Source organism: Staphylococcus ureilyticus, from assembly GCF_025558845.1.
GTDB lineage: Bacteria > Bacillota > Bacilli > Staphylococcales > Staphylococcaceae > Staphylococcus > Staphylococcus ureilyticus.
In genome coordinates, this window is the sequence record NZ_CP094825.1 from 1,957,055 (window position 1) to 1,970,882 (window position 13,828).

Sequence of the window (13,828 nt, forward strand, 5' to 3'; positions counted from 1 at the left end):
TCACAAAAACACTGTAACATAGTATACTATTTTTAATTAATAGAAAGTGAGGATAAAGTTTTGAACGAAAAAAATATTAAATGGGATAAAGTTTTTTATGGTAAAGCGTGGGTTCATCATGTCGTAGAGACAATTCGTGCCAAAGATATTTTACAAAGTTTTTATTTAAAACGTTATCTATTACGTGCCATAATGGCTGGTTTTATTTTAGGTGTGATTACAGTTTTTGTATTGCTCATTAAAGCTTCATTAGCCTCTGATATTCCAATGGGCGTTGCAAATATAGTCGGTGCGGTTGCATTTAGTTTTGCTTTAGTGTTAATACTTTTTACAAATTCCGAATTATTAACGAGTAACTTTATGTATTTTACAGTTGGACTGTATTATCGCGTCATTTCGCCAATCCGCGTTTTTAAAATATTTGTACTCTGTTTTATTGGTAATGCTTTAGGTGGATTGGTGTTCTTCTTATTGATTCGTTCCTCAGACATTATGACACCTGAGATGATGCAACAATTAGAAGCTACAATTGATCATAAAACACTAACGGCAGGTTTTGTTGCCATTCTTATAAAAGGTATTTTTGCTAATTTCTTTATAAATATATCGCTTGTCATAGCTATGCAAATTGATGATGTTTTGGCAAAAATGTTTGTCATGATGTTTGGTGTATCCATTTTCTCATTTATGGGTTACGAACACGTTGTTTATAATACCGTATTATTCGCAGGTGGAGTCGTTTACCATAGTGATGTACTTTCAGCCATGCCTGCTTTAATCAATTTGCTAGGGGCAGGTATCGGCAATTATATCGGAGGCGGTTTAGTAATAGGCTTGTTCTATGCTTATTTAAACGACCATAAGCAATATCAAAAAAGTAAAGTACAATGACTACAACTTGCATTATTGTAATGATGAGCTAGAGTCTAACGTTCATGAAGTTATAGTTCCTAATTTTATATGATATAATGCTCAATAGATTTTATTATAAAGGAGTTCAATATGAATAAACATCTATTGAAACGTACAATCACAGTTTCAATTATATTTGGTATATTATTTTTCCTAATTAATTATTTTAGCGATAGTGATGTTTCTGCCGGAAATTTAATGCTAAAAAGTTTACTAACGATTGTTGTATTTGGGATACTATATTACTTAATTTTTACTATTGTAAATTCACCAGAGCGAAAATATAAATTTGGTATTACATTACCTATTTCACTACTAATTGCAATCATAATCAGCGCTATATTTTCTGCTTTAAAAATCGGTATCATAACCGGATTGATTATTGGTATCATTGCAGGGTATATCTGGGAATATATCGATACTCATAAAAATGGTGGTGATAAATCATGAGTATTTTCATTGGTATTGTTGTTATCATTTTACTAAGTGTAAGTTTAATCCCTAATTTAAAAGCTGTAAAAAAATCTAAAGCTGCTGGAGAAAAAAATCCACGTTTTGCAATTATGGTAGGTATTGATTCTATATTACTCGTATTAGTTATTGTGACACTAATACTTCAATTTTTAAAATAGACTATCATTTTTCATTTCGATATTATAAAACCCCTTATTGAAGCATTTTCCAATGTCAAAATAAGGGGTTTTAAATTAAAATTGATTTTGTAAAATAAGATAATATAAGGCCAAAGCTCCGAATAAGTAAATAAGACTTCCAACCATAAATGACCGGAATTGTATTTTTAAGGGGACTTTTTTATTAAAAATAGGTCCTAAAACTAAATTTCCTATTGCTAAAACAATTGGTCCTCCTAAAAAAAATAAAATTAAATAACCATTCATAACTTAGCCTCTACTTTTTTCAAAATATTTTTCAATGATAGCTGTACCTGATATGTCTTTATCTAAATATACTATGTTACTAAAATCTTGTTTTTCCGTCATATCATTCGTATTTACAATAACATCTAAACCAGCATTCACCGCTGCAGTTGCCCCATTGACTGAGTCTTCTATAGCTAAACAATTAACAGGATTATAGTTTAATCTTTGAACTGCTGTTAAATATAGTTCGGGACTTGGCTTTATTTCTTCTACATCCTCTCGTCCAACAACAACATCAATATACGCATCTAATCCTAATTGATCAAACGTTGGTTGAATATCGTTTCTAAAACTACTTGTCGCAATAGCCATGGGTATATGGCGCACTTTACAATAATCCATAAGTTGTTTCATATGTGTAACTATCGGTAAATGTATACTCGTTTCATTATGCTCTTGATATATTTTTTCTTTACGTTCTTGTCCTAGTTGGCCTTCTAGATACTGATGCAAATCTGAAGCCAATCCCCCAATAGATTGACGATAAAAATCTAAACTAACTTCTTCCAAACCATAATGATTTAAATGTTTATTTATTATTTCAAACAAGTGTTTTTCTGTATCTATAATTGTACCATCAAAATCAAATATCACAGCGCGATACATACATTTCCCCTCCTATAATTTAACAGAATTGAATCAAATTATTGTCAGTGTATCATATTTTATACTTCTCTAGCCTATCAAAGACAGAGATAACATAAACTAAGAGAAAAACACGAAAAAATTAATGTTTTCCTCTTAGTTTAGAACTTCATACTAATTTTATCTTAAAATCAATGATACTTACCTTTTATTCCAGTATTTTGCAAGTATTGGACCTGTAATATTATGTATTAAGCTGAACACGGCTCCTGGAACTGCAGATAATGGGTTGAAATGTACTGTAGCTAAAGAAACTGCTAGCCCTGAATTTTGCATACCTACCTCTATCGATACTGCCTTTTTGTCCGGTCGGTCTAATTTTAGGATTTTGGCAAATGTATAACCAAGTATATAGCCAATCAAATTATGAAGAATGACAACCGCAAAAATAAGCAATCCAGTGGCTAAAATTTGTGCTTTACTACTACCAACTACAGATGCAAGTATTAATGAAATAGCTATAACGGAAACGATTGGTAATGCAGTGGCAGTCTTGTCAGCAAATGTCTTGAACAGTTTTTGCAGTACAAACCCAATGATTATTGGTATTAAAATCACTTGAACGACTGACCAAAACATACTGATAAATGAAACTTGTAACCATTCATGCGCAAATAAATATATTAAAGCTGGTGTTAAAAATGGTGCTAGTAATGTTGAAACACTTGTGATAGCTACTGACAATGCAACATTTGCATTTGCTAAGTAACTCATAACGTTACTAGATGTACCACCTGGACAACATCCAACTAAAATCACACCAATTGCAATTTCTGGAGGCAAATGAAACAGTTTGACAATTAAAAACGCACTTAAAGGCATAATCGTATACTGCAAAACCACACCAATGATTACAGATCTAGGTGCTTGAAATATGATTTTAAAATCTTTGGGGTCTATGGTTAATCCCATACCTAGCATAACAATTCCTAGTAAATAAGGTACCCAATTACTTAAAGTAGAAAGTTGCATTGGAAATATAAAACCAATGACAGCTGCAATAAGCATCCATACTAAGAACGTATTCGTTGCAAACTTACTTACTTTTGATAACATCTAAAACACTTCCCTCTCTGTATTAATAAAGAAGAATGTATCATATTTTGAACATCGAAACAACAGAATTTTCTAAATATTTCGACTTTAAAACCCTAGGAATTTCCAAAATTTTATACTTCGTTCTAAAGACCTAGTGTCTTCTTTTAAAAAGAGTGGTACAATTTAATAGAATTTAAAACATGTATAATTTTAAGGGCACTAAATATTAATTTTAATATACGTATGTCACTTTATATAGATATGGAGGTATAATATGTTTTTAGATAAAACTGAAACGTTTGTTTTAAACATCAGTGGTTTAAATAAACGTCATATCCGCAAAAATTTGTTAAAACTTTTGAAACAAGTCCACTTTTGTAAATCGTTCAAATTTACTATTTTCAAAAAAAATCATTTATATGCTTTAGAAGTGAATTTACCCAAGCAACAACTACCATATTTGATTAGTTTTCTTAGCTTCCACAATTATTTAATCTATCAAATTTTAGAAAATAATCATGCACAAGACCTACTAGACTTGGATCATTTACTATTATCATCTAAGCGTTTCGAAATCGCTGTTGACGGCCTTCATGATGCATTTATTAAAGACAAAGTTATCGATATTATGAATTTACTCAATCACACTGAAACAATTGTTTATACCTTCAATCGAAATACCATCAACGTTTCTTGTTCGCCTACAGTATTCTCTAAATTAATTCACGCTATCGCAACACACAACATTGATGTTTACAGTGCTACCTACCAACCACGTTTAATGCATAAAACGAGAATTTCTTAAAAACATTAATGTACGACATCACTCACATATACAGTAAAATTGATTTAGCTACCATTTCACGATATTTAATCAACATAAATCATGTATACAAGGATCTAGCATCCAATCATAAACGTCTATGCTTATTGTAATTGTATAGAAATGACGTTTTTTTATGTGGACACTTATAAACAAAATAGAATGTAAGGCCCATCCTCGCGCCGTGTATACCATGTCTACTGACAAGCATGCAAAAATTAATTGATGCGTTTTTGATAAAAAATTGGACTAATCCATTAATGATTATCATATGGATTAGTCCTTTTTTGTGCATAAGTTTTATATGCAATCTCGTTATTATTTATTTTTTTCTTCAAATACTAAATTTTCAAATGCTTCTCTGACTTGAGGTACAGACATACCTACTACGACTTGCACATTTTTCCCACTTTTCACTAAGCCATGTGCCATTTGTTTATGCGTAAAGTAATCACTATCCTCAACTTTATTGACATCATTCACTGTCAATCTTAAACGTGTCGTACAATTTGTAACGTCTTTAATATTTTCTTTGCCACCTAGACCTTCTAAATAATAGATTGCTTTAGCTTCAAACTCGTTTGCTGACTCAGTTTTTTTAGCAACTTGTGCTTTACCGTCTTTATTTTTATAGTCATCTTTATTATATAATTTCATATCCTTATCGTCTTTTTTACGTCCAGGAAGTGGAATATTAAATTTTATAATTAAAAACTTGAACAAGAAGAAATAAATCGCTGTAAAACCGAAACCTATTGCAATTTGAATAATATAAGTTAACCAGTGATTTTGGGCTAAAGGTATCCAATTCGTAGCAAAGAAATCTAATAATCCTCCACCAAAGTTACCTACTAATCCGAAACCATACATTAACGTATCCATCGTTGCTGCTAAAATTGCATGTAAAACGAATAAATAAGGTGCAATAAATAAAAATGTAAACTCTAATGGTTCAGTGATGCCTACAACAATCGCTGTCAATGTTGCTGGAATTAGTAATGCTGCAATTTTCTTTCTATTTTCTTTTGGCGTCGTTGCATACATTGCTAAAGCAATACCAATTGAACCAAAGACTTTTCCGTTACCTTGTAACATAAAGCCATATGGGAATAATTCTTTTAATGGTTCTTTACTTTTAGCAAATTCATTTACATGTTCGAACCATTCTGCTTTCAATCCATGATTCACAACAACAGGACCTACTTCTATTGGTGCATATATAAAATGATGTAATCCAGTTGGTATCAATACTCTTTCTAAAAAATGATACAACCACACACCTATATAACCCGAGCCAATAATAAATCCTTGCAGTGAAGAAATACCATTTTGTACCGTTGGCCATATGATGCAAGTAATTAAAGCAATTGGCAACATGACAAAAAATGAAATCGTTACTACAAATGTCAAACCTTGAAATACACCAAGCATTTCAGGTAATTTTTTACTATAATATCTATTATGTATCCATGTGACAATGCTTGAAATAATAATACCGCCTAGGATATTCGTGTCTAATGTTTCTATACCAGCAATCGCTTTTAATCCCGTTACATTTTCTACACCCTTTTCCAAATTTGCTCCGAATGTATGCGGCCATTGCGTTAATATGGCATTGATAAAGGTATTAAACATTAAGTATCCCATTAATGCTGACAGTGCTGCATGTCCAGGTGCTTTTTTAGCTAAAGATAATGGCAAGCCAACAACAAATACCACTTCCATGTGATTAAATATTGTCCAACCACCAGACTCTATCACTGACCATATTTTGAACCAATTTGTACCTTCTTCAGCAATATCCCCCATTATTGAAGGATTTTTAAATAATGTTGCTAAACCGAGTACAATACCAAAAAATGCAAACATCAATACAGGTACAATCATTGCACTTCCAAATCGCTTTATAGCATTCATATAAAGTTCCCCTTTTCTAAATTTCCAAAATAATTCACTTATGATAATTGAATATCTCTCTATTCAAATGATTATGGATCAATTTACCATCGATTTTATAGTAAACGCTTACATCAGAACAATAGTTTGACGCCATTATGAACAATTTTGTACAATAAGATTATATTTTCAAAACTTGAAAATATTTTCAAAATTCTGAGGTGATAACGTTGCTTTTAGATGAACGCATAAATAACAATTTTAATAAATTAAATGAAAACGACCTACAAATCGCTCATTTTATAAACACACATATATCAGATTGTAAAACAATGAAAATCCAAGATTTAGCGGCTTATACACATGCATCAAATGCAAGTATTCATCGTTTTACTCGTAAGCTCGGCTTTGATGGCTACAGTGATTTTAAATCATACTTAAAATTTGAATCTGAACAAGTCCATCAATTACCTTCTGACTCTATGAACGCTTTTAAACAAGAAATTGAAAATACCTTCACTTATTTGGAGCGTATCGATTACGACCTAGTTACTGACAAAATATATCAAGCCGAAACGGTATATTTATATGGCACAGGTTTAGCTCAAATGAATGTTGCGCAAGAAGCTCAAAGAATTTTATTGACCATACATAAAAATATTATTGTATTACATGATGTACATGAATTTAAAATGGTATTAAATAAAGCTTCTGATAATGATTTGTTTTTTATTATTTCTTTATCCGGCGAGACTGATCACTTATCCGATATAACGAATTTACTGCAACTGCGTCAAAAGTATTTCATTTCTATTACTACGCTTCAAGACAACACCTTGGCTCAAAAGGCAAATTATAATATCTACGTATCAAGTAACACTTTTTATTTAACAAACGGCATTGATTATTCCAGCTTTATCAGCTACCATATTTTTTTTGAAACTGTACTACGTAAATTTAATGAGCGTATACAATACGGTCAATTCACACAAAATAATTAACATATCAAATAAAAGAAAGCTGGACAAATTAATTGTCTCAGCCTCTTAGTCAACATCTCAATTTATTACACAAGTGGGACTGATACATGAGCTTCTGCCCAAATATGCCTGAGTCCCACTTTTAATTTATTGAGTTAGGTTGTAATGATTTTTTATTGTTCCTCTTCATATTCTTCTAGTGTTGTTTGCAGCTTATCAAATAACATTTCAAAACCATGCGCAGTAGAATCATGATATTCCTTTTTCTTTTGCTTATACTCTAATGATGTCAATCTGCGTTCCCTAGATACATAAGCTGTATAATTAAAAATCATTTGGGTTATGCCTGGTTCTCTTTCAAACATCTCTACTTCAATTGTATCTTCAGAGTCACTTAATTCAGGCATCCCTATCGTCATTACAATATATTCATTTGGGTTCAAAGTAACGTAAGAACCCTTCACTATATTTTCTTTCCCTTTACGAACATCAATAATTTCATAGCTTCCGTTTTGTACAGCGTCTATCTCTATTGATTTATTCGTTCGTTCAGTTGTCATAAACCATTGTTTAAGAAATCGTTGCTCAGTCCAAGCTTGATATACTAATTCAGGTTCAACTTTAAACAGTCTTTCCAACTGAATTTCTACGTTTTCATTTTCCACATTATATCTAGCCATGATTGTTCACCTACTTTCACTCTTATAACTATTCTAACTCATTATACTAGACTTCTAAACAATAATACTATGAAATTCAACTTTCCTTTATATCCCCTTTAAAAGTGATAACCTATTTATTCTATCGTTATTAATCAGTAAACGTCAAAATTTCCCCTTTTTTAATACTATCTTACTTCTTAAAAAAGAGGACAAACAGTCTATATCAAATAATATAAACTGTTGCCCTTTCTTTTAATCAACTTTTTTATTTTAATCTTGGTAATCTAAAGAAAATTGCAATTAGGCCACAAACACCTAGAATGATCGGATAAATTGAATACGGCATTAATGAAACTGGTGAGATAGACGCAACGCCTGCTGCTGCTATAACTTGCGGACTATAAGGTAATAAACCTTGGAAACAGCTCGCAAATATATCTAAAACACTTGCAGATTTCCTAGGATCAATCTCGTATTCATCTGCAATATCTTTAGCTAAGGGGCCTGCCATTAATATAGAAATTGTATTATTGGCAGTCGAAATATCCGCAGCACTCACAAGTCCCGCTATACCTAATTCTGCACCGCGTTTTGATTTAACCCTATTGCGTACAAAATTTAATAGCCAAGTGATACCACCATTATGTTGTATCAATGCTACAAGTCCGCCAATTAAAAGTGCAATAATCGCAATATCCTCCATACCAACAATTCCTTTTGAGATTGAACTAAGCAAGCCTGACCAGTTGAATGATCCATCAACCAGTCCAATAATCGCAGATAATACGGTACCACCAATCAACACTATAATTACATTTATACCTGCCAGTGCTAAAATCAGTACCAATAAGTATGGAATAACTTTAATAAAGTTATAGTCATATGATTTCGTAGTATCTATCTGAGCACCATGCGTTAAAAACCAAAGTACTATAACAGTAAATAGCGCACCTGGTAATACAATCTTTATGTTCACCTTAAACTTATCGCTCATTTTAGTTTTTTGAGTACGAACAGCGGCAATTGTAGTATCCGAAATCATTGATAAATTATCACCAAACATTGCGCCACCAACGACAGTAGCCATTGTTATCGCTGCAGATACATCCGTCGCCTGACTCAAACCAAAACCAACCGGCGCTATAGCTGCAACTGTACCGACTGAAGTACCCATTGAAAGTGATACAAACATACAAATGATAAATAAACCGACGATAATTAAGTTTTCTGGAATAAAGGATAGTCCTAAATTTACCGTCGACTTGACTCCCCCCATATCTGCTGTAGTTTGAGAAAATGCACCCGCAAGTAGAAATATTAACATCATCAAAATAATATTTGAATGTCCAGCGCCTTTAGTAAATACATCTACTTTTTTAGAAAATGTTTCTTTTTTATTTATCAACAAACCCACAATGGATGCGATAATAATTGCAACATTGAGTGGCATTATTGAAAAGTCACCAGTAATAACGCCCACACCTAAAAATATACCTACAAAAATGATTAATGGCACAAGCGCCCATGCGTTACCTTTTTTATTTTCCGTCATACAAAACCAACTTTCTTTATCATTACTTTTTTAGTCAATCATTCATTTTGCTTACCATAAAAAATAAAAAACTCTTTTCTCATAGAAGAAAAGAGTAAATCGATACATCTTTAATCTTATCTTCTAGCACACTTTATGCTACTGGAATTGGCACACGCATTACCATGTTGCCGAAGTTTCAATGGGCCAGTCCCTCCACTTCTCTAGATAAGCTATTTTATTTATTTTATAACAGTACACTATTCATGCCACTTCGTCAATTATATAATCATAATATGAAATGATATTTTACTTCAAAGGTTATTCCGTTGGCCGAACAATCGTAAATGTATCACCAATCGTGGCATAATCATTTCCAGCTAAACGGCACACGGCTTCTAGTGCCTGTGCATTAATCTTACTGTCTTCAAAATACACGTTTTCATTAATATGAAACATCACGACTTCTCCAATGATTAGATCTGACCCCTCATCAGTATCTCCTAATGATATAATCCGCTCTAATTTACATTCCATACGTATTTTCGCCTGTTCAATACCAGGTACAGTTATCAGTTCTGAGTCGACAAGGGTTAACGCTGTTCGTTCTAATTCATTTTCAGTACGATCCAATGGTGCAGCTGTACGGTTAATTTGCTCTACGTTTGTTTCATCAGTGATATGTACTACAAAATTTTCAGTCTCTTCAATATTAAGTGAAGTGTCTTTACGTTTACCTTCTGAGCGTCCTGTAGAAATCATAATCATCGGTGGTGCACTGTTCACCACGTTAAAAAAACTGAACGGTGCCGCATTTAACTTACCATTTTTATCTTGAGATGTCACAAAGGCTATTGGCCTAGGTATGACACTACCACTCAATAATTTATAGTTTTGTCTTTTAGACAATTCACTTGCTTTAAAATGTTTCACAAAAATTCACTTTCCTTTCATAAATAAAAAGTGGCTATGTCAAAATGTAAGTGCATAACTGTTCATTTAAGCACGAATCACTTTGAAATAGCCATCTATCAAATTAATCTAATTGTGTACCACCTGTAACCCCGTATACTTGGCCAGTAGTGTAACTTGATTCATCAGCTGCTAAATGAACATAAACGCCTGCTAATTCTACAGGTTGACCTGCTCTGCCAAGCACTTCTTTTTGTCCAAATGTTGGAATTTTGGATTGTGGTTGTCCACCTGATATTTGAAGTGGTGACCAAAATGGTCCTGGTGCAACACAGTTAACACGGATGCCTTTAGCTCCTAGTTCTTCAGACAAACTTTTAGTTAGCGATATGATTGCAGCTTTTGATGCTGCATAATCATGTAAAATTGGACTTGGGTTATAACCTTGTACCGATGACGTTGTCGTAATTGTAGCACCTGGTTCAAGATAATCAATCGCTTTTTGTACAGTCCAAAATATTGGATACACATTCGTTTCAAAGGTTTCAGTAAATGACGCTGTATCGAAGCCCTTTAGTGTATCTCTATATTGTTGATGTCCAGCTACGAGTGTAACATTGTCTAATCCACCTAACGCGTGATATGCACGTTCTACTAACTCATAATTGAATTGTTCATTGCGTAAATCACCCGGTATTAGCACAGCTTGTTGTCCTGCCGATGTAATAACTTCTTCTACTTCTTCAGCATCTTCTTGTTCTGATGGCAAGTAATTGATTGCAACATCAGCACCTTCTTTAGCATACGCAATAGCTGCTGCTCTACCAATAGCTGAATCTCCACCTGTTACTAACATCTTTAAACCTTTCAATCTACCATAACCGGTATAAGAAGTTTCTCCACAATCTGGTTTAGGGTTCAGATCTTTTTGTAAACCTGGAACGGGTTGCTCTTGTTTTGGAAAATCTGCATTTGAATATTTCTTTCTAGGATCTTGAGACGCCATGCTTAATCCTCCTCAAAAAATAATGGTTGTAATTATTTTTTACCCAAATTAAATCGCCCATAACACAAGATTATATTTTTAAGTTTCGTTCAATAATTTCTGTACAAATGTTACAAAGTAATCTGGTACTTTTTCTAAAATGCGTTCATCGGGATCATATTTGGGGTGATGTAAATCATAGTCACTATTAGATCCAATAAAAACAAATACACTTGGATACTTGTTGGCAAACCCAGAAAAATCTTCACCAATAGTTAATGGCTGTTCCATTATATTCACATTGTAACCTACTTGTTTAGCAACGTTAATTGCATCGTCTGTTAATTTTTCGTCATTGATTACTGCGCCTGGTAATCGTATATATTGTGTTTCAATTTCAACATCAAATACTTCTGCCAATCCACTCCCAATTTCTCTCAATCTCTTCTCAATGAATGTGCGAATACCTTCATCAAAACTTCTCACTGTACCTTGTACATAAGCTTGATCTGCAATAACATTCCATGTATTACCACAAGATACTTCTCCAATCGTTACGACTGCATTATCAAAAGCAGATAAATTTCTGCTGACGATGGATTGAACACTATTGATTAATTGACCTAACACGATGACTGGATCATTACCTTGTTCAGGCTTTGCTGCATGTGCACCTTTACCCTTAATTTTAAATTCAAAGCGATCTACAGAGGATGTCACGGCACCAGATTTCACTGCCAATGTACCTATATCCATAGTAGGATAATTATGATAACCAAGCACAGCTTTTGTACCATCAATGGCACCTGTCTCAGCTAATTTAACAGCACCATATCCCAGCTCTTCGGCAGGTTGAAAAATAAAACGTACTCTACCTTTTAATTGATCTTCAATTTCTTTTAATTTTGTAGCTGTTGCTAAAATACTTGCCATATGGATATCATGACCACAAGCATGCATAATACCTTCATTAGTTGATGTAAATTCATGTACAACTTCTTCATTAATTGGCAAAGCATCTATATCCGATCGAACAGCAATAAACGTATCTCCTTGACCTACTTCAGCAATCAAACCAGTTTCCAACGGTATATCTAAAATTTTAATTTCATAACTTTCTAAAATACGTCTCAATCGTTTCGTTGTTTCATATTCATCATCTGACAATTCTGGAAATTGATGAAATGTACGTCTCCATTTTACAAAGTCTTCATATTGTGGCATGACACGTCACGTCCTTTCTAAATTTATAAAACGTTTTAAAATATAATATAGTATTGTTACAATCACAACGCCGAGCGCTAAATTATTAGAGATTAAAATAAGTACCATCGTAAGTATTACCATGAATCCATTTACTAAAGGTGACTTACGTATAAAGGGTATTGTTCGTCTATCAAATGTATTCAATGAAATTGTAATAAGCACGGTAGCTAAAACAGCCATTGGAATATGTCCTATAATTTCACCAAAAACAAATAAACTTACCAGTAAAAAACTTCCGGTAACAAGCGTCGAAACTCTAGAGTTCGCCCCCATTGTTACATTAAAACGCGATTGACTAACAAGCGCACTTCCACCATAACCGCCAAATAATCCTACTACTAAATTAGCTATGCCTTGACCTATTGATTCACGATTTTTATCACTAGTTGTAGCTGTTACTTCATCCATCATTCTTGCTGTTAAAGTCGTTTGAACGATTGCAACAATAGCCATCATCAAACCATAAAACAATGTAATTAGGAGAAAGTTAACATTTAATATTTCAATAGGGATAGTTGGATAAGGTAGTTTAATATGTATTGAAGACAAATCGTGCACATATTTTATATCAGGTTTTAATACCCACGAAAATATTGTCAGTATAATAATGGATATCAATGGTGCAGGTATAATTTTGATATGTTGACCGCCCAACCAAATAATAAAAAATGACATGATTGCAACGATATAAGTTGCCATAGAAATACCTAAAATATTCTTTAGCTGAGATGTAAATAATAATATACCTAGTGCATTCATAAATCCAATTACAACACCGACAGGTATCAATTCTAACCATTTATTAATTTGAAAATACCCAAATGAAATTTGGATGATACCCATAAATAAAGTTGCTAAAATGACAGCTTGCATCCCATGACTTGCAGCTAAAGGTGCTACGACTAAAGATACACCACTACTTGGTGCTGATACCATCAAGGTTCTATTTCCAGTCAAGCTAAGTACAAGCATCATTAAACCAGTACTTAACATACCGATTGTCGGATTCACGCCTGCTATAAATGAAAAAGCAATTGCACCAGGTAACAATGCAAGTGCAAGTAATACACCTGAAAGTATATTCTGTACTATGTTACCTTTCCATTGTTCAATATACCCAGCATTACTCACACCATACTCACCCCCAAGCCCCTTTAATTACTATACTATCATAATTGTCAAAATATTTTATTAACTTAATTTTTTGAACTTCTAAATTTCTATTTTTAGAAAACTT

Annotated in this window: 15 protein-coding genes and 1 riboswitch; of the genes, 5 read left to right on the forward strand and 10 right to left on the reverse strand. The window is 32.9% G+C overall.

The genetic code is table 11. From position 1 onward, the window contains the following. The first annotated feature begins 60 nt into the window (after positions 1 to 60). From MUA21_RS09815 to MUA21_RS09825, 3 genes are all read left to right on the forward strand, one after another. Positions 61 to 891, forward strand: coding sequence for a formate/nitrite transporter family protein (locus MUA21_RS09815; protein WP_107525414.1), 831 nt, complete (start codon positions 61 to 63; stop codon positions 889 to 891). A gap of 111 nt (positions 892 to 1,002) precedes the next feature. Further along, on the forward strand, positions 1,003 to 1,362 hold the full coding sequence (locus MUA21_RS09820; RefSeq protein WP_073343895.1) for an SND2/TMEM208 family protein: 360 nt from the start codon (positions 1,003 to 1,005) through the stop codon (positions 1,360 to 1,362). After that, positions 1,359 to 1,544: a hypothetical protein gene (locus MUA21_RS09825; RefSeq protein WP_046208492.1), complete on the forward strand. Its 186-nt coding sequence runs from the start codon at positions 1,359 to 1,361 to the stop codon at positions 1,542 to 1,544. Before MUA21_RS09820 ends, MUA21_RS09825 begins: the two co-directional genes overlap by 4 nt. 75 nt (positions 1,545 to 1,619) lie before the next feature. On the opposite strand, the gene MUA21_RS09830 is transcribed toward MUA21_RS09825, so the two are convergent. The 3 genes from MUA21_RS09830 to MUA21_RS09840 form a co-directional block, all read right to left on the reverse strand. Further along, entirely contained in the window at positions 1,620 to 1,811 is a 192-nt protein-coding gene (locus tag MUA21_RS09830) for a hypothetical protein (RefSeq protein WP_107525413.1), read from the reverse strand. A gap of 3 nt (positions 1,812 to 1,814) precedes the next feature. Continuing rightward, positions 1,815 to 2,459: an HAD family hydrolase gene (locus tag MUA21_RS09835; RefSeq protein WP_073343901.1), complete on the reverse strand. Its 645-nt coding sequence runs from the start codon at positions 2,457 to 2,459 to the stop codon at positions 1,815 to 1,817. 180 nt (positions 2,460 to 2,639) lie between these two features. Then, positions 2,640 to 3,554 carry a bile acid:sodium symporter family protein gene (locus tag MUA21_RS09840; protein ID WP_107525412.1) on the reverse strand — a complete coding sequence of 305 codons (915 nt, stop codon included), beginning with the start codon at positions 3,552 to 3,554 and terminating at the stop codon, positions 2,640 to 2,642. Positions 3,555 to 3,810: 256 nt separating this feature from the next. Here MUA21_RS09840 and MUA21_RS09845 point away from each other — a divergent pair, with 256 nt between their 5' ends. Further along, complete coding sequence (locus MUA21_RS09845) at positions 3,811 to 4,341, forward strand: hypothetical protein (protein WP_046208496.1); 531 nt, start codon at positions 3,811 to 3,813, stop codon at positions 4,339 to 4,341. 336 nt (positions 4,342 to 4,677) lie between these two features. Here the strand turns inward: MUA21_RS09845 and MUA21_RS09850 are convergent, their stop codons facing one another. Beyond that, positions 4,678 to 6,276 carry an alpha-glucoside-specific PTS transporter subunit IIBC gene (locus tag MUA21_RS09850; protein WP_107525411.1) on the reverse strand — a complete coding sequence of 533 codons (1,599 nt, stop codon included), beginning with the start codon at positions 6,274 to 6,276 and terminating at the stop codon, positions 4,678 to 4,680. A gap of 209 nt (positions 6,277 to 6,485) precedes the next feature. Here MUA21_RS09850 and MUA21_RS09855 point away from each other — a divergent pair, with 209 nt between their 5' ends. Next, positions 6,486 to 7,256 carry a MurR/RpiR family transcriptional regulator gene (locus MUA21_RS09855; RefSeq protein ID WP_046208498.1) on the forward strand — a complete coding sequence of 257 codons (771 nt, stop codon included), beginning with the start codon at positions 6,486 to 6,488 and terminating at the stop codon, positions 7,254 to 7,256. A gap of 152 nt (positions 7,257 to 7,408) precedes the next feature. Here MUA21_RS09855 and MUA21_RS09860 read toward each other — a convergent pair whose 3' ends face one another. From MUA21_RS09860 to MUA21_RS09885, 6 genes are all read right to left on the reverse strand, one after another. Further along, complete coding sequence (locus MUA21_RS09860) at positions 7,409 to 7,915, reverse strand: SRPBCC family protein (RefSeq protein WP_262561168.1); 507 nt, start codon at positions 7,913 to 7,915, stop codon at positions 7,409 to 7,411. 247 nt (positions 7,916 to 8,162) lie between these two features. Further along, the gene (locus MUA21_RS09865; protein ID WP_107525410.1) at positions 8,163 to 9,449 is read right to left on the reverse strand and encodes a Na+/H+ antiporter NhaC family protein; all 1,287 of its coding nucleotides are present in this window, start codon (positions 9,447 to 9,449) and stop codon (positions 8,163 to 8,165) included. A gap of 113 nt (positions 9,450 to 9,562) precedes the next feature. Beyond that, a riboswitch (SAM riboswitch) is annotated at positions 9,563 to 9,663 on the reverse strand. Positions 9,664 to 9,749: 86 nt separating this feature from the next. Continuing rightward, a complete protein-coding gene (locus tag MUA21_RS09870) occupies positions 9,750 to 10,361 on the reverse strand; it encodes a flavin reductase family protein (RefSeq protein ID WP_064209351.1) in 612 nt (203 codons plus the stop codon). Between the two features lie 103 nt (positions 10,362 to 10,464). After that, positions 10,465 to 11,346, reverse strand: coding sequence for an SDR family oxidoreductase (locus MUA21_RS09875; RefSeq protein WP_070037559.1), 882 nt, complete (start codon positions 11,344 to 11,346; stop codon positions 10,465 to 10,467). Positions 11,347 to 11,424: 78 nt separating this feature from the next. Continuing rightward, complete coding sequence (locus MUA21_RS09880; protein WP_073343923.1) at positions 11,425 to 12,549, reverse strand: amidohydrolase; 1,125 nt, start codon at positions 12,547 to 12,549, stop codon at positions 11,425 to 11,427. Positions 12,550 to 12,555: 6 nt separating this feature from the next. Beyond that, entirely contained in the window at positions 12,556 to 13,722 is a 1,167-nt protein-coding gene (locus MUA21_RS09885; RefSeq protein WP_262561171.1) for a SulP family inorganic anion transporter, read from the reverse strand. Positions 13,723 to 13,828 lie beyond the last annotated feature (106 nt).